Raw genomic sequence first — 25,497 nt, 5'->3', positions numbered from 1 at the left:
CGTACCGTCAGTCGCCACGGGGTTCGGCCAAGTTGCCCTGTCTTTCGGCCAGTTAGGATGCCTCATCGGGAGCCGGTTTCCGGAACGCCCGCAGGGTGAACGTGGGTTCCGGGCGCGGGCGGTCCTGGTCGGGCAGGGCCGCGAGACGGGTGGCGAAGCCGTCGGCGTCGGGGTGTCCGGGCGGCAGGGTCATGAACCAGCCGCGCCGCAGGTCGGCGATGGCCCGGCGCGGGCTGCGGCCCAGCCCCCGGCCGGGGAACCGGGCCTGCCCGGCCGGGACCAGGCCGCATCCGACGGCGTACGACTCCACGAGCGCGGCGGTGTCGGAGGCCGGCCGGTGCGGGCGGGAGATCATGACGGCGTCGATGTCGCTGCCCACGTTGTGGGAGGCGCCCTTGTCGACCGTGGTGACGTACACCCCGCCGGGCCGCAGCACCCGGGCGCACTCGGCGACGATCCGCCGCGCGGCCCCGGGGTCCGCCACGAGGTGCAGCAGCCATACGGTCGTGACGGCGTCGAACTCCTCGCCATGGAAGGGTAGTTGACTGCCGTCGGCGAAGAGGATCGCCCCCGGCAGCCGGGCGGCGGCGCGCCGGATCATGGCGGGCTCCCGGTCCACGCCCGTCACCCGCAGCCCCGCCCGCCCGGCCGCGAGGCGTCGGGTGACGATGCCCGTGCCGCAGGCCACGTCCAGCAGGCTGCGCGCCTGGGCCGGTACGAGGCCGAGGACGCCCTGCGCGGCGGCGTCCGCCCTGGGTTCGCCGCCGCGCAGGATGTCGTAGCGTTCGGCTTCCTTGTCGTAGTCCAGCACGCCCCGCGCTCCCCGCCCTGTCGCCGCCGTGTCCGTACCGCTCCCCCTGCTTCTACCCGTGGTACGGCGGGTCAGTGCGCTCCGTGGGCCGGGGCGACGGCCTCCACCCGGCGGGCGAGGTCGGTGTCGAGGTCGGTGACCGCGCCGCCCGCGCTGTGGGTGTTCACGGCGAGGGAGACCGTGTTGTAGCCGAGGGTGAGGTCGGAGTGGTGGTTCAGCTCCTCCTGGATCTGCGCGATGTGGACGACCAGGGAGGTCGCGGCGAAGTGGGAGCCGAGGCGGTAGGTGCGGGTGAGGCGGCCGGCGTCCAGGGACCAGCCGGGCAGCTCCGACAGGCGCTCCTCGATCTCCTTCTGCGACAGCGCTTCGACGGCCATGGTCGCACTCCCTTCCTGAGGTGCTTCCGGGGTGCTCCCGCGGGTATCGCGTGTCTGTCCAGCGTGCCACAGGACGGGCACGACAGCCCTGGTCAGAAGGGTTCTCCCTGGTCAGCCGTGGACGACTTCGGCGGCCAGGTCGTCCGCCAGGGCGGCGATCACGGCCCGGCCCTCCACCCGCTCCAGCCACTCCTGCGGCAACGCCACGTCACCGTGCCGGGCGCCCAGGATGTTGCCGCAGATCGAGCCCGTGGAGTCGCTGTCGCCGGAATGGTTCACGGACAGGAGCAGGGCGTCCGCCACCCCGCGCGTCGCCAGCGCCGCGTACACCCCGATGGCGAGGGCCTCCTCGGCGACCCAGCCCGCGCCGAGCCGCTCCACCTTCTCGGGGCCCGGTTCGCCGTCGGCGGCCAGGTCGAGGGCCTGGTTCAGGGCGGCCGAGGTCTCCTCGTGGCCGGGGTGGCGGGCGAGCAGGCGCAGCGTGCGCAGGGTCGCGGCCTCGACGGACTCGCCGCTCAGCAGGTACGCCACGACCGCGGCGAGCGCTCCGGCCGCGTAGTAGCCGGTGGGGTGGCCGTGGGTCGTCTGGGCGCAGTGGGCGGCCATCGTGAAGGCGTGCGGGGCGGAGGGGTGGGCGAGGCCGAAGGGCGCGGAGCGCATGACCGTGCCGCAGCCCTTGGAACCGGGGTTGACCGGGCCCGGCGCGCCGCTGAGCTGGGCCCACGGGTCGGGAACGTACTCCTGGGCGAGCCCGGACAGGCAGGCGTTGCCGGGGGCGCGGCGGGCGTACAGCCAGGGTTCGGCGAGGAGGCCGCTCCGCACGCCCTCGGCGGGACCGGGCCGCTGCTGGGTCTCCAGCCAGCGCCCGTAGGCCTGGCGCACGAGGGCGGTCTCCGCGCCGCCGATCCCCTTGAGCCGGGCCCGCCTGGCCGCCGTACGGAGGCCCTCGACGGTGAACAGGGTCATCTGGGTGTCGTCGCTGACCCGGCCGACCACGCCTTCGCCGTCCGGTACCAACCCGGTCAGGCCCCTGGGGCCGTGGTCCGCGCGGATGCGGTCGAGGGAGGAGAACTCGACCGCGTAGCCGAGCGCGTCACCGAGCGCCCCGCCGAGGAGACAGCCGCGCACCCGGGCGCGGTGCACCGCCGCCGACTCCAGGGAAGACTTCCGCCAGTCGTTCATCCACTCGCTCCTCAACTGCGAACCACCGTTGTACGTATGACCATTGTCGCGTCCTCTCCTCCTTCGCCCCCGCCCCCCTTCCTCCCGGCGTCAGGGGGATCGGGCCGGGACGTGGCACACTGGCCCGCGTGTGGTGACCCGTAGGGGAGACGTGGCGTGAGTGAGCGACGGCCCGCGCCCACCGTGGGGCAGGTGGTTCTGGGCAGGCGGCTGCAGGAGTTGCGCGAGGCGGCCGGCCTCGGCCGGGACGAGGCTGCCCGCGTGTTGCGCGTGGCTCCCGCGACCGTGCGGCGCATGGAGACGGCCGACGTCGCGTTGAAAGTCCCGTACGTGCAGGTGCTGTTGGAGACGTACGGCGTCCCGGAGGGCGAGGCCGAGGCGTTTGTCCTGCTCACCGAGGAGGCGAACCGGCCCGGTTGGTGGCAGCGGTACCACGACGTGCTGCCCGAGTGGTTCAGCCTGTATGTGAGCCTGGAGGGTTCGGCCCGGCTGATCCGCTCGTACGAGCCGCACTTCGTGCCCGGGCTGCTGCAGACCGAGGACTACGCGCGCGCCGTGCTGGAGGCCGGGACGGTCGGGCGCACGACCCCGCAGTCGACCGAGCGGCACGTGTCGCTGCGCATGGCGCGCCAACGGCTGCTGGCCGACACCGATCCGCCCCATCTGTGGGTGGTCATGGACGAGACGGTGCTGCGCCGCCCGGTGAGTGCGGACCCGGCGGTGATGGCCCAACAGCTCGACAAACTCGTGGAGTTGGCCGAGCGTGACCGGATCACCTTGCAGGTCGCCGAGTTCGCGACCGGCCCGCATCCGGGGATGTCCGCGCCGTTCTCGCTGTTCCGGTTCGCCGAGCCCGAACTGCCCGACATGGTCGTCACCGAGTATCTGACCGGCGCGCTGTACCTCGACGACCGCGAGGAGGTCTCCGCGCATCTGGAGGTCCTCGACCACATGACGACGCACGCCGCGTGCGCGCGCCGCACCAGGGAGATCCTGCGGGACGTCCGCGCGAGTTACTGACGGATCACTGACGGATCACTGACGGAGTCCCAGGGTGCGACGCGGGTCGCCGCGCAGTTCCACCGCGCGCCTCGGCCGGTCCGTGACCAGGACGTCGACCCGGCTGTCGGCGAGGAACGTCCGCAGGCCGGCGTCGTCGTTGACCGTCCAGACCATGGTGAACAGCCCGTGCGCGGCGGCCCGGCGCAGCACGGTGGCGCGGGCGAGCCGCTGGTGCACGGCGACCCCGTGGGCCCCGCAGGCACGCAGCCGCCGCATCGGGAACAGTTCGCTCGCCCGGGTGCCCGCGAGCCGTGCCGCCCCCATTTCGCTGCGGTCGCGGCCCAGCGACAGGGCCGTGCGCACGCCGGGGAAGGCGCGGGTGATCGCGGCGACGGAGACGTCCTCCAGGGAGGTGGCGACGAATCCGTCCCGGCCGAGCAGGGCGACCGCCCGGTCGACGATCTCCCGCTCGTAGCCGGTCTCCTTCAGGTCCAGGTGGCCGACGAGTCTTCCGGCGGTCAGCGTCATGACGTCCTCGACGACGGGGACGGCGTACCCGGCGCGTCCGCACAGTTCGGGGTACGTGAGCCGGGCGAGCGGCGGTCCGTCGGGGCCGACCCGGGCGTCATGGTGGACGACGAACACGCCGTCGACGGTCCGCCGGACGTCGAACTCGACGTACTCGGCACCGGAGACGAGCGCGTCCTCGTACGCCTCCCGGGTCGCGGCGGCGAAGCGCTCGGTGCCGCCGCGATGCGCGGAGACAGCCGGACGGGGTGGGGGTGGGGGTGGCATGGTGCTCGGCTCCGGGACGGCGGGCGGGGTGCGGGGGCGTTCGCGCCGGCTCCCGCACCCCGTGTTCCGGTCGGTTCAGGCGAGCTTGGCCGAGAGGGTGATCGGCACGGCCTTGAGGGCCTGGCTGACGGGGCAGTTGACCTTGGCCTGTTCGGCGGCGGCGAGGAAGGCGTCCTCGTCGAGGCCGGGCACGGAGCCCTCCACCGTCAGGTGGATGCCGGTGATGCCCTCACCCGGCTGGAAGGTGACGTCGGCCGAGGTGATGAGCTTGGTGGGCGGGGTGCCCGCGCCGGCCAGGGCGTGCGAGAAGGCCATGGAGAAGCAACTGGAGTGGGCTGCCGCGATCAGCTCCTCGGGGCTGGTCTTTCCGTTCGCCTCCTGGGTACGGGCGGCCCAGGTCACGGGCTGCTGGGCGATGGCGCCGGAGGAGTCGAAGGACACGACACCGTTGCCCTCGATCAGGCTGCCTTCCCAGACGGTGTGTGCGGAGCGCGTGGTGGCCACGTTTCTTCCTTTCGCGTGGAGCATGAAGCATGGAGACTGTGCGGGCTGTGGGGACGGTACGGACCGGGGCGTGCGGACCCGTTCCGGAGTCCCCTCCCCCCATCCGATCACACTCCGCGTCACCGCACCCGGAACACCGGCCCCCGCGCGGTGAACGGCAGATGACTGCCCTGCGGGATCAGGTACGCGTGTTCGCGCCGCACCCGCAGGACGTCGCACCAGCCGTCGGTGATGACCAGGAGCGGCGCGCCGGGCGGGAAGTCGTCGGCGCGGTGCAACAGGTCGATGCCGGGTTGTAGGACCGTGCCGCCGCGCCCGTGGACGCGGACCCGGCCGGCGATCTCGGTGACCGGCAGGTAGCCCGCGTCGTGCGGGGCCGCGTCGCAGAACACGACCCGGGCGGCCGGGACGTCACGGGCCTCGGCGTACGAGGCGATCGCGCCGAGCGCCTTGCCGAGGAGGGTGCGGTCCATGGAGCCGGAGGTGTCCAGGACGACGCCGAAGGTACAGCGAGCGATCTCCTCGGGCGGGAACCAGCGGCCGGCGCGCGGGATGTCGGGGGTGGAGGCCTGGCGGCGGGCGGGCCGGGCGTACGTCCGCAGCGGCTCGGGGCGTGGGACGAACTCGTCGAACCAGCGCGCCAGTTGGGCGTCCCAGGGCAGCGGCGGGTGGCTCAGCGCGCGGATCTCCTCGACCAACCCGCCGGGCAGGAAGCCGCGTTCCTGCCGCTGGTGCAGGTCGAGGCCCTGGGCGAGGCCGCGTCGGTAGAAGCCGTCGAGGTCGACGTAGTCGCGGGGCGGGCCGAGCGGGCCGCCGAGGACGTCGCCGAGGCCCTTGCCGCGCAGGGTGGCCAGGCGGCGCATCCGGCGCAGGTCCACGGCGATGCGGTCGTACACCTCCTCGGCGGACAGGCCCGCCAACTGGGCGTCGTACAGAACCCCTTCAGGCATCGCGCCGACCTGCATCTCGCGCAGCCAGCCGTTGATGACGTAGTCGCAGGCGACGTTGAAGAGGTAGGGGTCGCGGGTGCCGCAGCGGTCGCCGTGGCGCAGGGCGGCGTGCAGCATCTCGTGGGCGAGGACGAACCGCCACTCCTCGTCGTCGAACGTCCGCAGCGGGTTGACGTAGATCTCCCCCGCCTCCGCGTTCACGGCGGCGATGGAGATGCCGTGCGCGCGGGCGAGTTCGGCGTCGGCGACGAGCTTGATGCCGGCCGCGAGGCCGCCGAGCAGCGGGTAGGACGAGACGAACCAGTTCAGAGCGCGCTCCCACGGGCGGCGGGCGGGCGCTGCGTCGTCGAGGGAGTCGCGGCGGCCGCCCGCCATGTCCATCGCGGCGGACACGGTGCGGGTCAGGGCGGTGGCGAACGCCAGCGGCCAGTCCGGTATGTGCCGCCCGAGCGAGGCCCACCGCACGAGCACCTGGTCGGCCGCCGGACCGGCGGTGCCGCAGTGCTCGTAGGCGGCCGGGAGCCCGGTGCGCCGCCAGCGGGCGGCGAGTTGCTCCTCGTCGCCGCCGGGGTAGGACAGCGGCAGGTCGTCCGGGGCGGTGCCGACGCGGAAGGTGAGCAGGAAGCGGTTGACGACCGTGCAGCGGGCGGCGAGGTCGTACCGGTCGGGCTGGTCGCGCTCGGCCGGGGCCGCCGGGAGGTGTCCGAAGCCGAGGTGGAGGGCGGCGTGCGCGAGGGACCAGGCCCAGCGGGCGGGCTCGGCGATCCGGGTGGGGTGGACGTGCAGGGTGCCGTTGGAGTCGGCGCTGACGAGTCCGTCGCGGGGCGCCATGGTGCACGCCTCGCGGCGGCAGGTGTCGAACTTCAGGGCGGCCAGTGCCGGGTTGGTGCGCAGCAGTGCCACCCCGGACTCGAACGACTCCAGCGCGAGGTCCCGTTTCTTCTTGTCGCGCTCGGCGCGTTTCACCGGCGCGCCTCCACCAGGCGGGGCATGTCGCGGGCCGCCTCGACCAGGAACCAGGCGGGCAGCACGGGGTTGCCGTCGCCGTCGGAGGCGATGACGGTCTGGGCGACCTCGACGGAGATCTCGGCGAGCTGCACGAGCAACGACTTGGCGCGGTACGCGGTTTGCCGGCCCTTCTCCGACATGTGCCCCTTGACGGCGGGGAGTTCCTTGACCAGCCGGCCGCGGAACGACTCGGCGAGGTAGTACAGCAGGTCGCGGTCCTCGACCCGGTGCGGCCAGGGAGCGTCGCCCTTGAGGATGGCCTCGATGCCGTACCGGCTGCGCACGATCTTGACGTAGCCGCAGAACGCGGTGGCGTGCGTGGGCGTGAGGGTGCCGTGCGCGAGGACCTTGAGGGTGTCCTCGTCGAGGTCGCGGCCGAAGGAGTGCAGGGCGTCGGAGAGCATGTGCCAGGAGCGGGGCGTGGAGAACGGCTCCTCGGTCTTCGGCGGCTTGGACCACAGGTGGTCGGGCCGGTCGGTGAGGTGGTCGAGGACCCACGGGTGGATGCCGTTGCCCGCGGCCCACACCAGCCAGTCCTTCGGGGACGCCTCCAGGTGGACGTGCGTGAGCCGGTTGACCAGCGCGGACGCGATGGGCCGGGCGAGCGCGTTGTCCGTGGCCCGGTTCCCGGCGCCGATCACGATCGAGCCCTTGGGCAGCTCGTAGGAGCCGATCCGGCGGTCGAGGATGAGCGAGTAGAACGCCTTCTGCACATCCGGCGTGGCCGCGTTCAGCTCGTCCAGGAACAGGCAGTACGGCTCGTCGCGGGCGATGGCCTCCGGCGGGCAGAACACCGACCGCCCGTCGCGGATCTGCGGGACGCCGATGAGGTCCTCGGGCGCGAGCTGCGTACCGAGCAGACTCACGCACTCCAGCCCGAGCGACTCGGCGAACTCCCTTACCAGGGAGGACTTTCCGATACCGGGGGCACCCCAGAGGAACACCGGCCGCACGGTGGCTAGGCCGAGCAGGATCTCGGGGATACGGGAGGGCGTGACGGTCACTGCAGCCTGCAAAGCTAAGACTCCCCTCTTTGCGCCTAAACCGGCGCCGCTCTCGCGGATGTGGTTGCTCGCCGTCGAGGTTCTCAATTGACGGTTGCGGCCGTCACCTGGTTTTCCTGTGGCGCAGCCGAAAGCTCCCACTCAGGCGGCGCGCTCCTCGGGGGGCTGCTCCAGGGGCACTTGGGGGCCGTTCGACTCGCGCAGCCAGCGGCGCAGGACGCGGTGGACGGCTTCCGCGCCGGTCAACTCCGCGTCGTCCGTGACGGGTTCGGACAGGGTGAGCGGGGACAGCAGGAACGGTCTGGACTGCGCGCCGCCGAGGCCGCCGTGGGAGCCGATCTGCTCCTCGAAGGCGAGCACCTCGCCGTCGGCCGGGTCGTGGCAGGAGTTGACCATGATGTCGGCGGTGTGCGGGAAGGAGTGGGTACGGCGCACGGCGTCGGCCGCGCCGGGCCCGAAGGCGGCCAACGGGCCCAGATCACCGTCGAGTTGGTCGAGCGGGAGCTCCGCGCCGGACGCGCCGAGGACGACCCCGCCGTGCTCCTCGCTGCGCACCAGGAGGAAGCCGATGCCGGGGTGGTTGGCGAGGGTGGCCAACAGGGCCGGGTGACGGGCGTCGATCTCCTCCTTGCTCATCCGGTGCGGCACGTCCGGGAAGGAGATCAGGCCCAGGTTCCCCGAGGCCAGCACGACCGGCTCCGGCTTCGGCTTGAGCTTCAGCTCCGTGCGGCGGCCGGAGGGGCGGTGGTGGTCGCCGCTCTCCTCCACGGGGCGGCGCAGCGCCGCGCGGACGGCCGCGCGGGCCTCCGCGCCGCTGTGGGTGCGTTCGGCCTTGCGCGGCACGGGCAGTCCGCAGCCGGCCCGTACCAGGTCGCCGAGGGTCAGGCCGTAGCGGGCGCGGAACGTCTCGCCGGGGCTCTGGCCGTGGTCGGACAGGACGACGATCCGGTACGGGCGGGGCGCGTGCTCGGCGACGTTCTCGATCAGCGCGAGGGCACGGTCGAGGCGGCCGAGGACCTGCTCGGTGTCCCGGCCGAGCGGCCCGGAGTGGTGCGCGACCTCGTCGTAGGCCACCAGGTCGGCGTAGACGGCGGTGCGTCCGGCGAGCAGGTCGCCCGTCACGGCGGCCACCACGACGTCCCGTTCGACGACGGTCGCGAAGGCGCGGACGAACGGGTAGAGGCCGCCGCGTCCGACGCGCGGCCGTTCCTCGCGCAGCCGGGCGCGGGTGGACTGGGCGATCTCGCGGACCACTTCGGCGACGAAGGACAGCGCGGTGCGTACGGCGTTGGCCGGATCGGAGAAGTAGGCGAAGTAGCCGGACCGGGAGCGGGTCTCCCGGCTGCGCCGGCGGGCGGCGATGGACAGCACGAGGGCCTGTTCGTCGGCGCCGCCACTGAAGAGGTTGCCGCGACTGGCGCCGTCGGCGGCCAACAGCCCGCCGTCGCCGGTGCGTTGGACGGCACGGCGCTGGAGTTCGGCGGCGCTGGTGGGGCGGTTGCAGACCATCACCTCCCCGCTGTCCTTCTCGTACCAGCGGAAAGCGGGCACGTCGTGGTTGCTGCCGTGCAGGATGCCGAGCTGGCTGGCACCGGTCTGACTGGACCAGTCGGTGCGCCAGGGGGTGAGGCGGTGGGTGGGGCCTCGGTCGGCTTTGGTTCCGGTTCCGGCTCCGGCTCCGGCTCCGGCTCCGGTTCGCTCGCCGTCTCCGTTGTCCTCGCCGAGCCAGCGGGCGACTGTCGGCATCAGTCCCTTGCGTACGGCCCGCGCCAGCACGTCGTGGCCGACGCCGTCGAGTTGGAGGAAGACGGTGCCGGGCGTGGCGGGGCAGGCGGGGCCGCCTCTTCGGCGGCGGTCGGCGAGGCGGTAGAGACGGCGGCGGTAGGCGTCGTCGTCGCGTACGGCGAGGGCGCCGCCCGTCGCGGAGGCGACGGCGGACATCACGGCGGCGACGATGACGGCGGTCTCGGGGGCCGCCTCGCTCTGCCCGGAGGGGTTCAGCCGCAGGGCGAGCAGCAGCAGCGAGCCGTTGAGGAAGAACACCAACAGGCCCAGGACCAGCGCCGGTACGAGCAGGAGGAGGCGCACCAGCAGCGGCCAGACCAGGGCCGACAGCACACCGAACACACCGGCGCCGACGGCCGCGGTCACGGCGATGGTGGTGGCGCTGTCGCCGTCGGCGGACTGCAACCGGAAGTCCGGCAGGATCCCCGCGAGCACCAGCATGGTGAGCGTCGAGACACCCCACACCGCGACGCTCCGCCCGGCCTGGCTGACGGCCCGCCGCCACCGCACCCCACGCACGCCCCGCACCTCGCGTTCCGGCCCCGACGCCCACGGGGGCCGCTTCCACCCTGTCACACCAGGGCACGAGGCACCCGTCGACTGTCGCCGGTCGAATGTCTACAGTCGCCTACCGCCCGTCGTACCCCGCCGTCGGCATCGACAGTCTTCGGTGTACCCGGGCCTTCATCTGGGCGTCGTAGGCGGGCTCGGCGGTGCCGACCGTCTCCACCCGCACCCCACGCCGCGCGCACTCCTCGGAGAACTCGTCCACGGAGGACAGCGCGCTCTCCAGGACCCGGCGACTCGGGGCGACGAACAGGTCGACGCCGGGCCGGACGCCGTCCCACAGCACGCAGTGGTCGGCGCGCAGCCCGCGTACCAGCAGTTCCCGGCTGACGACGTACCCGCGCTCGGCGGCCCACCGCGCGCACATCGCGTGCTGGCTGCGGGAGTCCACCAGGAAGGGATCGGCGTCCAGTTCCTCCAGCGGCGTCAGACTCGCGATCGCCGTGACCCGCATGACCCGCACCGGTCCCATGGCGTCCCCCTCACCTCCGGGTTTCGCCGCCGACCCTACTCCTGCCCGTAGGCTTCGGGGGAGTCGCGCGAAGGAGGCAAAGGGGTGCCTGCGGAGATCACGTGGTGGGGTCACGCCACCTGCACGGTCGAGGATTCGGACGTGCGTGTGATCACCGATCCCCTGTTCGCGAGCCGTCTCGCGCATCTGCGCCGCCGCCGGGGCGCGCTGCCCCCGCCCGGGGCCTGGCGCGCGGACGTGGCGCTCGTCTCCCACCTGCACGCCGACCACCTGCATCTGCCCTCGCTGGCGCGCCTCGCGCCGGGCACGCGCCTGCTGGTGCCCCGGGGCGCGCCGCGCGCCGTCCCCGGGCTGCGCCGTCTGCGGCATCTGCGGCTGACCGAGATGGCGCCGGGTGACGAGACGGCCGTCGGCGCCCTGCGGATCCGGGCCGTGCCCGCGCGCCACGACGGGCGGCGGCTGCCGGTCGGCCGGCACCGCTCCCCCGCGCTCGGGTACGTCGTCGAGGGCGAGGCGCGGACGTACTTCGCCGGGGACACCGGCCTGTTCGAGGAGATGGCCAAGGAGGTCGGGCCGGTCGACGTGGCGTTGCTGCCGGTGGGCGGCTGGGGGCCGTATCTCGGCGAGGGGCACCTCGACGCGGGGCGCGCGGCCGAGGCGCTGGTGCGGCTGGCGCCGCGCAGCGCGGTGCCGGTGCACTACGGCACGTACTGGCCGATCGGCATGGACGCCGTGCGCCCCCATGAATTCCATGCTCCCGGCGAGGAGTTCGCACGGCTCGCGGCGGCGCGTGCGCCGGGGGTGGTGGTGCACCGGCTCGGGCACGGCGAGAGTGTGCGCGTGGGGGCCGCGCCGTGAAGGAGTGGCTCGCCGGCGCGGCCCTGACGACCGTGACGACGCTGGCGGTCGTGCCCACCGTGACGACCGTGCCGGCCGAGTCCACGCAGCAGGCCCTCGGGTATCCGTCGCTGTTTCTGCTGGTGCTGATCGGGGCGCTGGTGCCGGTGGTGCCGACGGGGGCGCTGGTGAGTTCGGCGGCGGTGGTCGCCTTCCATCAGACGGCGCCGTTCGCGCTGGCGCTGGTGTTCGTGACGGCGTCCCTGGCGGCGTTCTGCGGGGACGCGGCGCTGTACTGGCTGGGGCGGCGCGGGATGCGGTCGAGGAACGGCTCGCGCTGGCTGGAGGCGATCCGCTCACGGGCGCCGGAGGAGCGGCTCACGCAGGCGCAGACGCGGCTCGCCGAGCACGGTACGGCGGTGCTGGTGCTGTCCCGGCTGGTGCCGGCCGGCCGTATCCCGGTGATGCTGGCCTGCCTGATGGCGGACTGGCCGCTGCGCCGCTTCGTACGGGGCAACCTCCCGGCGTGTCTGGCGTGGGCGGTGACGTATCAACTGATCGGGATCCTCGGGGGCTCGCTGTTCCCCGAGCCCTGGGAGGGCGTGGTCGCGGCGGTCGCGCTGACCGTGGTGATCAGCGCGGCCCCGAGCGTGTGGCGCGGCCTGCGGAAGCCGAAAAACACCTAGTCCCCAGCCCCTGGCCGCTCCCGTACGGGCTACTCCAGCACCCGGGAGGCGCCCACCGGCAGGTCCCACAGGTTCGCGCGGTCCAGGCCCGCCTTCTCCCAGGCCGCGCGCACCCGGGTGAGGGGTTCGAGGACGGGCTCGGCGGAGAGCACGAACGTGCCCCAGTGCATCGGGGCCATGCGCCGCGCGCCGAGATCGAGGGCGGCGCGGACCGCCTCCTCCGGGTCGCAGTGGACGTCCCTGAGCCACCAGCGGGGGTCGTAGGCGCCGATGGGCAGCAGGGCCAGGTCGATGTCGGGGTGGCGCCGGCCGATGTGGGAGAACCAGTGGCCGTAGCCGGTGTCGCCGGCGAAGTAGACGCGCCGTCCGTCGGGGGCGGTGAGCACCCAACCGCCCCACAGGGAACGGCAGGTGTCGGTGAGGCTGCGCTTGGACCAGTGGTGGGAGGGCACGAAGTCGAAGCGGACGCCGGACAGTTCGGCCGCCTCCCACCAGTCCAGCTCGGTCACGCGGGTGAACCGGCGGCGCACGAACCAGCGTCCGAGCCCGGCCGGCACGAACACCGGTGTGTCGCGCGGGAGTCGGCGCAGCGTGGGGGCGTCCAGGTGGTCGTAGTGGTTGTGGCTGATGACGACGGCGTCGATCGGCGGCAGCGTCTCCCAGGGGACGCCCACGGGGGTGATGCGGGCCGGGGTGCCGATGATGCGGCGGGACCAGACCGGGTCGGTCAGGACGGTCAGACCGCCGACGCTCACCACCCAACTGGCGTGCCCCGCCCAGGTGACGGCGATCGCACGGGCGTCCACGCGGGGCAGTGGGGCGGGTTCGAAGGGCAGCCGGGGGAGGTCGGCGAGGCCCTCCTTGCCGGGCCGTACGGAGCCCTCGCGGGCGAACCGGGCGAGGGCCTTGAGGCCGGGCAGCGGCGAGGTCAGCCGGTCGTGGAAGGTCCGGGGCCACACCCGCCGCTCCCCCGGCGGACGGGGTTCGGCGAGCGGCGGGACGGGGGGCGCGAGCGGGGACCGGGCGGCCAGCAGGCCGACGTCCTCGGTGGTCACGGAACCGGCACTGGCAGTGGTCACGGTACTGGTAGTGGTCACGGGGCCGGCGGTGGTCACCGTGCCGGTGGTGGTCGACTCGGACTGCTGCGTCATCGAGGAGGCTCCCATCGCTGAGCGTCGTCACGGAGATCGTCGAAAACCGACCTCAAAAGCATCAACGAGCGTTGCACGTGTGGCAGTTCCAACGGTGTGGGCGACGTGAGGCATTCCCCGCGCTGGGCCTGCGTACCGTCGAGCAGCATGCCCGTGGACAGCCGGACGCGCAGCGCGCCGAGTTCGTCGCCGAAGCGGTGGCCGCCGGGGGCGGGCATGCCGAGCCGGGCGGAGAGGAAGTCCTCGAGTTCCTGGGCGTCGCCCACGCCGTGCCCGGACAGCGCGGTGCGCAGCGGGCCGAGGTCGACGTACAGGTGACGGCCCGCGCGGGGCGGCAGGGCGAGGGCACCCGCGGCGACCACGGCGGTGTGCACGGCGTCCGCCACGCGCGCGTGCAGGCGTACGGCGGCGGCCACGCGCGCGGTGACCGGCTCCGGCTCGGCCAGCGCGTACGCGGCCGCGGCGGCGACCGGGGCGGCCACGCGCGCCCCGAGGGCGGTGAGGACGTCGAGCACGCGCGCGTGCAGGTCGTCGCCGACGGCCGAGGCGGGGAACCGGGCGACGGCCGCCGGCCAGCCGGTGGGCAGCAGGGCGCCGGCCAGGTCGCTGACGACGGTGACGTGCTCGGGCAGCATCTCGGCGGGGCTGACCGGCACGGTGTCCTGCGGGGGGTGCACCGTGTCGCGCCAGGTCTCGTCGCTGACCAGGTGCAGGCCCTCGGCCGCGGCGGCCTCCACCGCCTCGTGCACCACCTCGGGCGGGGCGACGGTCGCGGTGGGGTCGTCGGCGACGGACAGCACCAGCAGCCGCGGGTCCCCGCCCTCGTCACGCACCCGGCGCACGGTCTCCAGCAGGGCGTACGGGTCCGGGACTCCCCCGCACTCGGCGGGCGTCGCGACATGGAAGAAGGGTCTGCCCAACAGGCGTGCGTACGGCGCCCACCAGGCCGCGCAGGGCCGGGGCACCAGGACGTCGCCGCCGAGGGCGGCGGTCAGCGCGAGCAGCAGGGCGGGAGCGCCGGGTCCGGCCACCAGCCGCCCCGGATCGGCGGGGATGCCGCGCCGGCCCCAGTAGCCGCCGGCGGCGTCGAGAAGGGCGGAGCCGCCCCCGACCGGCTCACCGTCGGCACGCCCGGCGGCCTCGGCGAGCACGGCGGCGAGCTCTGGCAGCACGGGCAGCCCGTCCGGGGGAAGCGGCGGCCCGTAACGGACGGGCCCGTGCCCCTCCGCCCCCGCCCGCCGCATGGGATCCCCCATGACTCCTCCTCCACACAGTCCATCTTGGGTGACATCCCGGGGGCCGGGCCGGGGGCCGGCCCCGGTTCTCTTCCGGGTTCCGTTTCCTGGTTCCGTCCCTGGTTCCGTTCCGGGTCCGGCCCCGGTCAGGTGCCCGGTCGCTTACCCGGTGCCTGGTGCCGTTGTCGCCGGCCGTCGGGCGTCGTTGTGGGCCGGGTGGTGCGTGGGGTGCGGGGCGTCTCGTCAGGGGTCGGCGCTCGTGCGGGGCCGGGTACGCGACGGGGCGGGGTTCGCGTACGGGGCCCGGGTTCGCGTACGGGGTCGGTCGTGGCCCCTGTGGTTCGGGGGCCCGCTGGGGGCCGTGGCCATGGGCGGCTCCGCCGGCGGTCAGGTGTCCTCCGGCGGGGTGCGGTGGCGGAGGCGGTGGATGGCGGCGGCGAGTGCGCCGGCGATCAGGAGGCCGCCTGCGGCGAGTGCGGGGATGGAGTCGGTGAAGGTGCCGCCCGCACCGGCTTGGACGCCGTGGTCGATGGTGGCGGGGGAACAGCCGGCCTCGTGGGACGCGGCTGCGCGGGGCTGCGGCTCGGGCCGGGCGCAGGGCTGGGTGGTGTGGCAGGTGTCGGTGCGGGTCGGGGCCGCGCCCTGGGGCTGCGGGCACGGGCGGGCGGTTGCGCAGGACGCGGCCGACAGGTCAGGCAGGCCGCCGCCGGGGGCCGACGTGCACGGCTGGGTTTCGCCGCGTGCGACGTCCAGGGGCGCGCTCCATGGTTTGGCCGGAGCGCCGGGCGCGGCCGGGCAGGTGCCGTCGACGGTCCAGGCGGCGTCCGGTCCGGCCGCGAGCGGGCTGTCCTCGAGGTCGGCGGCGGGGGCGATCTCGGCGGTGCCCTGGTAGGCGGGCCCGGCCTGGGCGTCGTCGTCGCCGGGGACCTTGCTCAGTTTGACGGTGCCGTCGGCGAAGGCCTGCGACGTGGCGTCGAGGCTCTCGGGTACGGCGGCGGCGAGCGGGCCGCAGGTGACGGACACGGTGACGCGGCCGCCCGGGGCGACACTGCCCGGGCTGACCTCCGCCGCCGGGTCCGCGAACGCGGCCGGACCGACGGCGACCAGCACGGCACCGGCCACGGCGAGAGCGGACAGGAAGTGGGCGGTGCGACCCATGGAACGGCTCCTTCGGCCGACGACTGCGGGGGTGGGGCTTCCTGCCCCACAGCCATCACAGCCCGAGGGAACCCGGGGCGCGCGCGGCCGGACGCCATTGGCGGGACGGCGGCCCCCATCCGGGTGACCCCGACGAGTCCCGGGTGACCCCGACACCCGACATGTCCCGGGTGACCCCGACACGTCCCGGGTGACCCCGGCCTCGCCCCTCCCGCCATGCGGCGTCGCCGGGCGCGTCAGACGTTGCGCCGGTACTGGCCGCCGACCTCGAAGAAGGCGTCGGTGATCTGTTGGAGGGTGCAGACCCGGGCGGCGTCCATGAGGACGGCGAAGACGTTGCGGTCGCCCGTCGCCGCGTCCTTGAGGGCGGCCAGGGCCGCGTGGGTCTCGTCGCGGTGGCCGGTCTGGTAGTCCCGTACGCGCTCCAGTTGGGACTGCTTCTCCTGCTCGGTGGCGCGCGCCAGCTCGATGACGACGGGTTCGGCGGTGTCGGCGTGCGGGTTGCGGAACGTGTTGACGCCGATGAGGGGCAGGGTGCCGTCGTGCTTGCGCTGCTCGTAGAGCATCGACTCGTCCTGGATACGGCCGCGTTGGTAGCCGGTCTCCATCGCGCCCAGCACCCCGCCGCGCTCACTGATGCGCTCGAACTCCTGGAGGACGGCCTCCTCGACCAGGTCGGTGAGTTCGTCGATGACGTACGAGCCCTGGAGGGGGTTCTCGTTCATCGCGAGGCCCCACTCCCGGTTGATGATCAACTGGATGGCCAGGGCGCGGCGGACGGAGTCCTCGGTGGGGGTGGTGACGGCCTCGTCGTAGGCGTTGGTGTGCAGGCTGTTGCAGTTGTCGTAGATCGCGATGAGTGCCTGGAGGGTGGTGCGGATGTCGTTGAAGTCCATCTCCTGGGCGTGCAGGGAGCGTCCGGAGGTCTGGACGTGGTACTTCAGTTTCTGGCTGCGCTCGTTCGCGCCGTACTTCTCCTTCATCGCCACCGCCCAGATGCGCCGCGCGACCCGGCCCAGCACGGAGTACTCGGGGTCCATGCCGTTGGAGAAGAAGAACGACAGGTTGGGGGCGAAGTCGTCGATGCGCATGCCCCGGGCGAGGTAGGCCTCGACGTAGGTGAAGCCGTTGGCGAGGGTGAAGGCGAGCTGGCTGACGGGGTTCGCGCCCGCTTCGGCGATGTGGTAGCCGGAGATGGACACGGAGTAGAAGTTGCGGACCTTCTGGGCGATGAACCACTCCTGGATGTCGGCCATCATCCGCAGGCTGAACTCGGTGGAGAACAGGCAGGTGTTCTGGCCCTGGTCCTCCTTGAGGATGTCGGCCTGCACGGTGCCGCGCACGCTCGCCAGCGCGAGGGCGCGCAGGTCGGCCGTCTCCTCGGGGGACGGGTCACGGCCCTCGGCGGCGCGGAACCTGTCCGTCTGCTGGTCGATGGCGGTGTTGAGGAAGAACGCCAGGACGGTCGGCGCGGGCCCGTTGATCGTCATGGAGACGGAGGTGGTGGGGGCGATCAGGTCGAAGCCGTCGTAGAGCGCCTTCATGTCGTCCAGGGTCGCCACCGACACTCCGGAGGTGCCGACCTTGCCGTAGATGTCGGGGCGTTCGTCGGGGTCGCGGCCGTAGAGGGTGACCGAGTCGAAGGCGGTGGACAGGCGGGTGGCCGGCTGGCCCTCGGAGAGCAGTTTGAAGCGGCGGTTGGTGCGGAAGGGGTCGCCCTCGCCGGCGAACATCCGGGCCGGGTCCTCGCCGTCGCGCTTGAAGGGGAACACCCCGGCGGTGAAGGGGAAGTAGCCGGGCAGGTTCTCCCGCCGCCAGAACCGCACCAGCTCGCCGTGGTCGGTGAAGCGGGGCAGGGCGACGCGCGGGATCTTGTTCCCCGACAGGGACTCGCGGGTGAGCCGGGTGCGGATCTCCCGGTCGCGGACCTTCACGACCTGCTCGTCCCCGGAGTAGGAGGCGAGGACGGCGGGCCAGTTCGCGAGCTGCTGCGTGACGTGCTGCGGGAGTTGCCCGCGGGCGTCCGCCAGCAGCGACTGCACGTCGGACGCATCGCAGCCGGCGTCGAGGAGCTCCGCGCCGACCGTCTCCAGGCGCTGCACCCGCCGGGCCGCCTCGGCCAGCCGGCCGGTCTCGGCGTGGAAGGCGCGCACGGCGTCGGTGATCTCGGCGAGGTAGCGCACCCGCTCCGCCGGGACCACCTGCCGGATGCCGGAGGAGTGCCGTACGTCGACCGGCGTCAGGACGCCCTCGGACAGCGGCAGCCCCTTCTCGTCCAGGCCGGCCCTGAGGTGCTGGTAGAGCGCGGTGACGCCGTCGTCGTTGAAGGTGGCCGCCGAGGTGCCGTACACCGGCATGTCCTCGGGCCGCATCCCGAACGCCTCGCGGTTGCGCACCAGTTGACGGCCGACGTCGCGCAACGCGTCCTTCGCGCCGCGCCGTTCGAACTTGTTGATCGCCACGACGTCGGCGAAGTCGAGCATGTCGATCTTCTCCAACTGCGAGGCGGCGCCGAACTCCGGCGTCATCACGTACAGCGAGGTGTCGACGAACGGCACGATCGCCGCGTCGCCCTGGCCGATGCCCGGCGTCTCCACGATCACCAGATCGAAGCCGGCGGCCTTCACGACGTCGATCACGTCGGACAGGTGCTCGGGCAGTTCGCGGCTGCCGCGGGTGGCGAGGCTGCGGAAGAACACCCGGTTGCCGTCAAGGGAGTTCATCCGGATCCGGTCGCCGAGCAGCGCGCCGCCGCCCCGGCGGCGGGTCGGGTCGACGGCGACGACCGCGATCCGCAGCTTGTCCTGCTGGTCGAGCCGGAACCGGCGCACCAACTCGTCGGTGAGCGAGGACTTTCCCGAGCCGCCGGTGCCGGTGATGCCGAGCACCGGCACCGCCCGGGCCGCCGCCGCGGCGCGCACCTGCTCCAGGAACTCCCGGGGCAGCTTGCCGAGTTCGGCGCCGGTGACGGCCCGCGCGATCGCGAACCGGTCGCCCGCGAGCACGGCGGCGGCGTCGGTCGGCTTGCCGTCCCACAGGTCGAAGTCGCAGTCCTTCACCACGGAGTTGACCATCCCGGCCAGGCCCATCCGCTGACCGTCCTCCGGGGTGAAGATGGTCACCCCGCTGGTGCGCAGCCGGACGATCTCCTCGGGCACGATGACTCCGCCCCCGCCGCCCACCACCCGCACGTGTTCGGCGCCCTGCGCGCGCAGCGACTCGACGAGGTACTCGAAGTACTCCACGTGGCCGCCCTGGTAGGACGAGACGGCCACGCCGTGGGCGTCCTCCTCCAGCGCCGCGTCCACGACCTCGCGCACCGACCGGTTGTGTCCCAGGTGGATCACCTCGGCACCCTGGGACTGGAAGATCCGCCGCATGATGTTGATCGAGGCGTCGTGCCCGTCGAACAGGGCCGAAGCCGTGACCAGACGGACGGGGTGCACGGGGCGGTGCAGGTCGCTCATGGGGGCCTTCCCGGGCAGGCGGACGTGACGAGACGAGACGGGAACCCGGAGGAACACCGACTCAAGAAATGCTAGGACGTCCTAGTAAATCACCGGGAACGGGTACGTGACGTGATCGGCGACACACAGTGTCAGTCGGTCGGTGCGAAGTGGGTCGCGAAGCGGGTCGCGGGGTGGGTTGCCGGGTGGCTCGCGGGATGGGTCTCCGGGCAGGTCAGAGGATCTTGCCGGGGTTCAGGATCCCGGCGGGATCGAGCGCGTCCTTGACCGCCTGGTGCAGGGCGATGACGGCGGGGGACAGCTCGGCGACGAGACCGGGCCGCTTGAGCAGTCCGACGCCGTGCTCGCCGGTGACCGTGCCGCCGAGGGCGAGGGCGTCGGCGATGATGTCGTCGAACGCGGCACGGGCGCGGACGCGCGCCGCCTCGTCGCCCGGCTCGGTGATGATCAGCGGGTGGAGGTTGCCGTCGCCGGCGTGGGCGATGTTGGCGATGGTGATGCGGTGCCGCTGGGCGGTCCGCTCGATGCGGTCCAGCATCCTGGGGACCTGCGCCTTCGGCACGCACACGTCCTCGGTCAGCACCGGGCCGAGCCGTTCGAGCGCCGGGTAGGCCAGTCGCCGGGCCGCGAACAGTGCCTCCGCCTCGGTCTCGTCGGTGGAGCAGGCGGCCCAGGTGGCGCCGCCCTCCTCGAAGCAGGCGAGGGTGCGCTGCGCGGCGAGCTGCCCGGCGGCGCCGGGTTCGTCGAGCCGGGCCAGCAGGATCACGTCGGCGTCGACGGACAGGCCCATGTTCTTCCAGGCGTCCACGGCGCGCAGGCAGTGCCGGTCGACGAGTTCGAGCGCGGCCGGCATGAGACCCGCCGCCGCGACGATGCGCACCGCCCGGCCCGCGTCGACGATCGACGAGAAGTACCCGGCCACCGTGATCGCGGGCGGCGGCAGCGGACGCAGCCTGACGGTGACCTCGGTGACGACGCCCAGCGTGCCCTCCGACCCGACGACCAGGCCGACCAGGTCGTAGCCCGCGACGCCCTTGGCCGTCCGTCTGCCGAGCCGCACGAGTTCACCGGTTCCGGTGACCATCTCGACGGCGAGCACGTAGTCGCGGGTGACGCCGTACTTCACGCAGCACACGCCGCCCGCGTTGGTGGCGACGTTGCCGCCGATCGTCGACCACGGCGAACTCGCCGGGTCCGGCGGATACCAGAGCCCGTGCTCGGCGACGGCCGCCCGGAGGTCGTCGTTGACCACGCCCGGCTGGACGACGGCGAGCCGCTCCAGCGGGTCGATCTCGACGATCCGGTCCATCCGGTCGAGCGCGACGACGACACAGCCGTCGACCGCGTTGGCCCCGCCGGACAGCCCGGTGCCCGCGCCCCGCGCGACGACGGGCACGCCGTGCCGGTGGCAGGCGCGGACGACCGCCTGCACCTCCGCGCTCGACTCCGCCCGGACGACGGCGAGCGGCACGCCGACCGGGGCCCACTCGGCCTCGTCGTGGCTCAGCCCCGAGACGACGTCGGGATCGCGCACGATCCGCTCGTCGGGGACGTGCGCGGCGATGTCGCCCAGCACGTCGCTTCTCACCGAGGTCACCGGTCCTCCTAGTTCAACGTTCGACAACATGCAGAACGCTAGCGGAGCAGCGGTGCCCACTTGACGGTTCTCGAGGATCGTGTCCCGGGAGTCGAGGGTCGCGGCGGCTCAGGCCGCGCCGGGGTCGCCCGTCGTCCCCGGTCCCCACTTGCCGACCGGAGCGCCCGCCGTGGCGGTCCCCCGTTCCCTGGCCCCGTGGCGGGTGCGGCCGGGCGAGACGAAGCGGCGCGGGTTGCGGCGCAGGTACTCGCCCTCCAGCCGGGCCATGCGGTCGTTGTGGGCGCGCAGGGCGTCGTTCGAGCCGTACAGCAGGGTGTCGTGGCGCGTGCGGTGGATCGTCTCCAGCTCTTTCATCAGTTGCTGGTCGTCCAGCCGGTCCGGGTCGACTCCGGTCATGGTGTGCCCCGCTCGTCGTTCCGCCTACTGCCTACCACCCTCCACTGTACGAACATTCGGGCCACCGGGCCCCCGGGTGCCCTACCGGGCCCGCTCCACGCGCCGCTCGTCCCACACCGGCTCCGGGGTCTCCCGGACCCGGCCGTCGGTGCCGAAGACCAGGTAGCGGTCGAAGGAACGGGCGAACCAGCGGTCGTGGGTGACGGCGAGAACCGTGCCGTCGAAGGCCTCCAGGCCCTCCTGGAGCGCCTCGGCGGACTCCAGGTCGAGGTTGTCGGTGGGCTCGTCGAGGAGCAGGGCCGTGACGCCCTGCAGTTCGAGCAGCAGGATCTGGAAGCGGGCCTGCTGGCCGCCGGAGAGCCGGTCGAAGGTCTGCTCGGCCTGCTGGGTCAGCTCGTAGCGGCGCAGCCGGGCACTGGCCGCGCCCCGGTCCTGGGCGTGTTCCTTCCACAGGATGTCCAGGAGGGTGCGGCCCAGCAGCTCGGGGTGGGCGTGGGTCTGCGCGAAGTGCCCGGCGACCACGCGCGCGCCGAGCTTCCACTCCCCCGTGTGCGCCACGGTGTCGCCGGCCAGCAGCCGCAGGAAGTGCGACTTGCCCGAGCCGTTGGAGCCGAGCACGGCGACGCGCTCGCCGTAGAAGACCTCAAGGTCGAACGGCTTCATCAGACCGGTCAGCTCAAGTCCCTTGCAGGTGACGGCCCTTACCCCGGTACGGCCGCCCTTGAGGCGCATGGTGATGTCCTGCTCGCGCGGCGGCTCCGGCGGCGGTCCGGCCTCCTCGAACTTGCGCAGCCGGGTCTGGGCGGCGGCATAGCGCGAGGCCAACTCATGGCTGATGGAGGCGGCCTGACGGAGATTCAGCACCAGTTTCCTCAACTGGGCGTGCTTCTCGTCCCAGCGGCGGCGCAACTCCTCGAAGCGGGCGAAGCGTTCACGGCGGGCCTCGTGGTAGGTGGCGAAGCCGGCGCCGTGCACCCAGGCGTCGGCGCCCGCCGGACCGGGCTCGACCGAGACGATCTTCTCGGCGGCGCGGGAGAGGAGTTCACGGTCGTGGGAGACGAACAGGACCGTCTTGCGGGTCTCCTTCAGCCGCTCCTCCAGCCACCGCTTCCCGGGTACGTCGAGGTAGTTGTCGGGCTCGTCGAGCAGCAGCACCTCGTCGGTGCCGCGCAGCAGCGCCTCCAGCACGAGCCGCTTCTGCTCACCGCCGGACAGCGTGCTCGCGAGGCGGAACTGCGCCTTGTCGTAGGGGACGCCGAGCGCGGCCGTGGTGCACATGTCCCACAGGGTCTCGGCCTCGTACCCGCGCACCTCCGCCCAGTCGGACAGCGCCTGCGCGTACTGGAGCTGCGCGGCCTCGTCGTCGACTGTCATGAGCGCGTGCTCGGCCTTGTCGACGGCCTGCGCGACCTCGCGGATCCGCGGCTGGGAGACGGACACCAGCAGGTCGCGTACGGTCGTCTCGTCCCGTACGGAGCCCACGAACTGGCGCATCACGCCGAGGCCGCCGGTCACGGTGACGGTCCCGCCGTGCGGTTTCAGCTCACCGGAGATCAGCCGCAGCAGGGTGGTCTTGCCCGCGCCGTTGGGGCCGACCAGGGCCACCACGGCCCCTTCACCGACCCGGAAGGACACGTCGCCGAGCAACGCCCTCCCGTCGGGGAGGTAGTACTCGAGGTGCGCGGCTTCCAGGTGTCCCATGAGGACGCATTCTGCGGGCCGCGCCCAGCATGCGCCAAACCGTTATCCGGTATCCGTCATCCCTCTCAGGAGCCGGCCCCGTCGACCGGCTGCCCCGCCGGTCCGGCCTCCCCGGCGGGTACGACCGTCGCGCCCGCCCATGACACGACCTGCCAACCGTCGGCCGGGGTGCCCTCCAGGACGACCGTGCCGGTGTTGGCGAGGCGGTGGGCGGCGGCGAAGGGGACGTCGATGTTCCCGGCGCGGGCCGCCGACCAGGTGCGGATCGCCGCGCCGTGGCTGACCAGGGCGACGGTCCCCGCGCCGCTCGCGGCGGCCTCGGCGACCACGGCGTCGTACCGGGCGAGGAACTCGGCGCCGCTCTCCCCGCCCGGCATGCGCAGCCCCACGTCGCCCGCCGCCCAGGCGAACGCCGTGCGCATGTAGCGCGCGCCCTGCTCGGACTCGCCGGGGAGCAGCTCCAGGTCGCCCGCGGAGATCTCCCGGAGCCCGTCGCGGACGAGGACGTCGAGACCGCGCGCGGCGGCCAGCGGGGCGGCCGTGAGCTGGGTGCGCACCAGGTCGGAGGCGTAGAGGACCTCGATGTCCTCGCCGGCGAGGGCCTGCGGCAGAGCGGCGGCCTGCCGGACGCCGAGCTCGGTGAGGCCGGGGCCGGGGACGCCGGTGTCGAGGAGGGCGGCCACGTTCGTGGGGGTCTGGCCGTGGCGGACGAGCAGCAGGCGCATGCGGTGACCCTACCCGCAGGAGCCAGGTTCGCAGTCCGGATAGTGAAATAATCGGTCTCACCATGCGATCACCGGCGTACGGTGAGGACACCGGACACCCGGTGCCGTCGAGACGTCGAGAAGTCGAGAAGGGGCAGAGCCATGGCGAAAGCGCGGGAGACCGCCGTCTACACGCACGGACACCACGAGTCGGTGCTGCGTTCGCACACCTGGCGGACCGCCGCCAACTCCGCGGCCTACCTGCTCGGTTCGCTGAAGCCGCACATGCGGATCCTGGACATCGGCTGCGGGCCGGGCACCATCACCGCCGACCTGGCCGCGCTGGTCCCCGACGGGCACGTCACCGGCGTCGACCACGCACCGGACATCCTGGCGCAGGCGCGGGCCACGGCCGCCGAACGGGGCCTGACCAACATCGACTTCGCGGTCGCCGACGTGCACGCCCTGGAGTTCCCCGACGACACGTTCTGCGTGGTCCACGCCCACCAGGTGCTCCAGCATGTGGGCGACCCGGTGCAGGCGCTGCGCGAGATGCTGCGGGTGACGAAGCCGGGCGGGTACATCGCCGTCCGTGACTCCGACTACGCGGCGATGACCTGGTACCCCGCCTCGCCCGGGATGGACGACTGGCTGGACCTCTACCACCGGGTGGCCCGGGCCAACGGCGGCGAGCCGGACGCCGGGCGCCGGCTGAAGTCCTGGGCGCTGGCCGCAGGCATCACCGACATCACGGCCACCTCCGCGACCTGGACCTTCAGCACCCCCGAGGAGCGGGCCTGGTGGAGCGGCCTGTGGGCGGACCGCACCCTGGCCTCGGCGTACGCGGAGCGCGCCACGCAGGGCGGACACGCCACGGTGGAGCGACTGCGCGCCGTGTCGGAGGCCTGGCGGGAGTGGGGGCGGCGGGCGGACGGCTGGTTCTGTGTCCTGCACGGAGAGATTCTGTGCCGAAAGGACGTCTAGATCCTGGATTCCGGGCAACCCGAAGTCCAGGAGGTTTCACACTATGGTTCCCATTCTGCTGGTGCTGCTGCTGGTACTGATTCTTTTCGGTGCCGGATTCGCGGTGAAGTTGCTGTGGTGGATCGCGATCGCGGTTCTCGTCGTCTGGCTGCTGGGATTCCTCTTCCGCGGGACCTCGGCGGCGGGAGGCAGGGGTCGTTGGTACAGGTGGTGACCTGATCCATGGATAGTCCGAACGGCCCGAGGACCTACATCAGGTCCTCGGGCCGTCGGCGGTCTACACGACAGGTTCTGCGAAGGAAGCGGATTCCACGAAGGAATAGGCCGCCCACGGGCCGGTGAGCTCCACCCGCATTCCGGCTTCCTCTTCCATGGCGCGATCCACGATTTCCACGAATTCCTCGGACGACGCGCGCGGCACGAGATAGGCGGCGTCCAGTACATTCCGCTCCTGCGCGGACTGTGGTGGCGGGGGACGCAGGCAGGCGTCGTCGGCGTGTGCGACCAGCCTGGTGTGCAAGCGCTCAGCGAATCGCGCGGCACGCTGCTCGACCTCCCACGCCTCTGTCGCCGTCACCGTCTCCGTTTCGGCGTACGAGACCTTCACGCCCCACTCGACCCGCCCCGCGAGCCGGTCGAGGGTGTCCCGGAAGTCGTCCTCGCGCTCCTCCATCATCACGCGGACGCCGCTGTCGTCCTGGAACACGGTGGCGGGACGGAGCGGCAGCGGTGTGGTGACGGCGGTGAGCGCGTCGATCACCTGCTGGTGGGCGCGGGCGGTCTCGGTGCGCCAGTCCAGGTCCGCCAGCCGGGCGCGGAGCGGCTCCTGCGCGAAGTCGCGTTCCGGCACATGGCTGACCACGGCGATCAGTCCGTGGTGGGTGAGCAGTCTGGGCGGATCGCCCGCCACCCCCGACAGGTCGGCCTGAAGCGGCGCGCCGAGCGGCCTACAGACGGCGTACACGTAACGCAGTCCGGTCACGGGGACTCCTTCCCTGGCGGCCGGCATCGCCGTCGTCCTCGTCGGTGTCCTCGTCGGTCTCCTCGTCCTGGTCCTGGTCGTCGTACTCCTGTGCCGGCTGCCCTCATCGTCCCCCCGGCCGCCGCCCTCGGCATCCCGCAGC

General features: G+C 73.0%; 23 protein-coding genes. 5 read left to right on the top strand and 18 right to left on the bottom strand.

The features are described from left to right. Positions 1-52 precede the first annotated feature (52 nt). From BMZ82_RS05145 to BMZ82_RS05135, 3 genes are all read right to left on the bottom strand, one after another. Positions 53-811: a class I SAM-dependent methyltransferase gene (locus BMZ82_RS05145; RefSeq protein WP_093772136.1), complete on the bottom strand. Its 759-nt coding sequence runs from the start codon at positions 809-811 to the stop codon at positions 53-55. 71 nt (positions 812-882) lie between these two features. Further along, positions 883-1,188 carry a 4a-hydroxytetrahydrobiopterin dehydratase gene (locus BMZ82_RS05140; RefSeq protein ID WP_093772134.1) on the bottom strand — a complete coding sequence of 102 codons (306 nt, stop codon included), beginning with the start codon at positions 1,186-1,188 and terminating at the stop codon, positions 883-885. A 111-nt stretch (positions 1,189-1,299) separates the two neighbouring features. Beyond that, a complete protein-coding gene (locus tag BMZ82_RS05135; protein WP_093772132.1) occupies positions 1,300-2,370 on the bottom strand; it encodes an ADP-ribosylglycohydrolase family protein in 1,071 nt (356 codons plus the stop codon). 156 nt (positions 2,371-2,526) lie between these two features. Here BMZ82_RS05135 and BMZ82_RS05130 point away from each other — a divergent pair, with 156 nt between their 5' ends. Further along, positions 2,527-3,390, top strand: a complete 864-nt coding sequence (locus tag BMZ82_RS05130) for a helix-turn-helix domain-containing protein (RefSeq protein ID WP_093772130.1) — start codon at positions 2,527-2,529, stop codon at positions 3,388-3,390. A gap of 15 nt (positions 3,391-3,405) precedes the next feature. Here BMZ82_RS05130 and BMZ82_RS05125 read toward each other — a convergent pair whose 3' ends face one another. The 6 genes from BMZ82_RS05125 to BMZ82_RS05100 all read right to left on the bottom strand — a co-directional run bounded on the left by BMZ82_RS05125 (position 3,406) and on the right by BMZ82_RS05100 (position 10,457). Beyond that, positions 3,406-4,167 (bottom strand): glycerophosphodiester phosphodiesterase family protein, encoded by a 762-nt coding sequence (locus tag BMZ82_RS05125; RefSeq protein WP_093772128.1) that lies wholly within the window; start codon positions 4,165-4,167, stop codon positions 3,406-3,408. A 75-nt stretch (positions 4,168-4,242) separates the two neighbouring features. Next, positions 4,243-4,671 (bottom strand): OsmC family protein, encoded by a 429-nt coding sequence (locus tag BMZ82_RS05120; RefSeq protein ID WP_093772126.1) that lies wholly within the window; start codon positions 4,669-4,671, stop codon positions 4,243-4,245. Between the two features lie 119 nt (positions 4,672-4,790). Continuing rightward, the gene (locus BMZ82_RS05115; RefSeq protein WP_093772124.1) at positions 4,791-6,587 is read right to left on the bottom strand and encodes a vWA domain-containing protein; all 1,797 of its coding nucleotides are present in this window, start codon (positions 6,585-6,587) and stop codon (positions 4,791-4,793) included. Beyond that, the gene (locus BMZ82_RS05110) at positions 6,584-7,645 is read right to left on the bottom strand and encodes an ATP-binding protein (RefSeq protein ID WP_093772122.1); all 1,062 of its coding nucleotides are present in this window, start codon (positions 7,643-7,645) and stop codon (positions 6,584-6,586) included. The genes BMZ82_RS05115 and BMZ82_RS05110 overlap by 4 nt, the downstream gene beginning before the upstream one ends. Before the next feature lie 129 nt (positions 7,646-7,774). Then, on the bottom strand, positions 7,775-9,937 hold the full coding sequence (locus tag BMZ82_RS05105; RefSeq protein ID WP_093772450.1) for a phage holin family protein: 2,163 nt from the start codon (positions 9,935-9,937) through the stop codon (positions 7,775-7,777). Between the two features lie 109 nt (positions 9,938-10,046). Further along, positions 10,047-10,457: a hypothetical protein gene (locus tag BMZ82_RS05100; protein WP_093772120.1), complete on the bottom strand. Its 411-nt coding sequence runs from the start codon at positions 10,455-10,457 to the stop codon at positions 10,047-10,049. An 84-nt stretch (positions 10,458-10,541) separates the two neighbouring features. Here BMZ82_RS05100 and BMZ82_RS05095 point away from each other — a divergent pair, with 84 nt between their 5' ends. Next, entirely contained in the window at positions 10,542-11,315 is a 774-nt protein-coding gene (locus BMZ82_RS05095; protein ID WP_093772118.1) for an MBL fold metallo-hydrolase, read from the top strand. 32 nt (positions 11,316-11,347) lie between these two features. Beyond that, positions 11,348-11,980, top strand: a complete 633-nt coding sequence (locus BMZ82_RS05090) for a DedA family protein (RefSeq protein ID WP_093772448.1) — start codon at positions 11,348-11,350, stop codon at positions 11,978-11,980. Between the two features lie 29 nt (positions 11,981-12,009). Here BMZ82_RS05090 and BMZ82_RS05085 read toward each other — a convergent pair whose 3' ends face one another. From BMZ82_RS05085 to BMZ82_RS05050, 8 genes are all read right to left on the bottom strand, one after another. Continuing rightward, on the bottom strand, positions 12,010-13,131 hold the full coding sequence (locus BMZ82_RS05085) for an MBL fold metallo-hydrolase (RefSeq protein ID WP_093772446.1): 1,122 nt from the start codon (positions 13,129-13,131) through the stop codon (positions 12,010-12,012). Then, positions 13,128-14,375: an aminotransferase class I/II-fold pyridoxal phosphate-dependent enzyme gene (locus BMZ82_RS05080; RefSeq protein WP_093772116.1), complete on the bottom strand. Its 1,248-nt coding sequence runs from the start codon at positions 14,373-14,375 to the stop codon at positions 13,128-13,130. Before BMZ82_RS05080 ends, BMZ82_RS05085 begins: the two co-directional genes overlap by 4 nt. A gap of 378 nt (positions 14,376-14,753) precedes the next feature. After that, positions 14,754-15,524 (bottom strand): hypothetical protein, encoded by a 771-nt coding sequence (locus BMZ82_RS05075; RefSeq protein ID WP_093772114.1) that lies wholly within the window; start codon positions 15,522-15,524, stop codon positions 14,754-14,756. Positions 15,525-15,760: 236 nt separating this feature from the next. After that, the gene (gene icmF / locus BMZ82_RS05070) at positions 15,761-18,991 is read right to left on the bottom strand and encodes a fused isobutyryl-CoA mutase/GTPase IcmF (protein ID WP_093772112.1); all 3,231 of its coding nucleotides are present in this window, start codon (positions 18,989-18,991) and stop codon (positions 15,761-15,763) included. Between the two features lie 214 nt (positions 18,992-19,205). After that, entirely contained in the window at positions 19,206-20,588 is a 1,383-nt protein-coding gene (locus BMZ82_RS05065) for an FAD-binding oxidoreductase (RefSeq protein WP_371271134.1), read from the bottom strand. A 108-nt stretch (positions 20,589-20,696) separates the two neighbouring features. Continuing rightward, on the bottom strand, positions 20,697-20,984 hold the full coding sequence (locus tag BMZ82_RS05060; protein ID WP_256251769.1) for a DUF6158 family protein: 288 nt from the start codon (positions 20,982-20,984) through the stop codon (positions 20,697-20,699). 81 nt (positions 20,985-21,065) lie between these two features. After that, positions 21,066-22,685 carry an ABC-F family ATP-binding cassette domain-containing protein gene (locus tag BMZ82_RS05055; protein WP_093772108.1) on the bottom strand — a complete coding sequence of 540 codons (1,620 nt, stop codon included), beginning with the start codon at positions 22,683-22,685 and terminating at the stop codon, positions 21,066-21,068. Positions 22,686-22,750: 65 nt separating this feature from the next. Beyond that, positions 22,751-23,410, bottom strand: coding sequence for a histidine phosphatase family protein (locus BMZ82_RS05050; RefSeq protein WP_093772106.1), 660 nt, complete (start codon positions 23,408-23,410; stop codon positions 22,751-22,753). A 141-nt stretch (positions 23,411-23,551) separates the two neighbouring features. On the opposite strand from BMZ82_RS05050, the gene BMZ82_RS05045 reads away from it, so the two are divergent. Together BMZ82_RS05045 and BMZ82_RS05040 are read left to right on the top strand one after the other, a co-directional pair. Then, positions 23,552-24,373: a class I SAM-dependent methyltransferase gene (locus tag BMZ82_RS05045; RefSeq protein ID WP_093772104.1), complete on the top strand. Its 822-nt coding sequence runs from the start codon at positions 23,552-23,554 to the stop codon at positions 24,371-24,373. Positions 24,374-24,416: 43 nt separating this feature from the next. Further along, positions 24,417-24,587, top strand: coding sequence for a hydrophobic protein (locus tag BMZ82_RS05040; RefSeq protein WP_079658576.1), 171 nt, complete (start codon positions 24,417-24,419; stop codon positions 24,585-24,587). Between the two features lie 63 nt (positions 24,588-24,650). Here BMZ82_RS05040 and BMZ82_RS05035 read toward each other — a convergent pair whose 3' ends face one another. After that, positions 24,651-25,355 carry a GvpL/GvpF family gas vesicle protein gene (locus BMZ82_RS05035; RefSeq protein WP_093772102.1) on the bottom strand — a complete coding sequence of 235 codons (705 nt, stop codon included), beginning with the start codon at positions 25,353-25,355 and terminating at the stop codon, positions 24,651-24,653. Positions 25,356-25,497 lie beyond the last annotated feature (142 nt).

It is taken from the genome of Streptomyces sp. yr375, from assembly GCF_900110755.1.
Taxonomy (GTDB): domain Bacteria; phylum Actinomycetota; class Actinomycetes; order Streptomycetales; family Streptomycetaceae; genus Streptomyces.
This window is presented reverse-complemented; position numbering and strand designations above follow the sequence as displayed.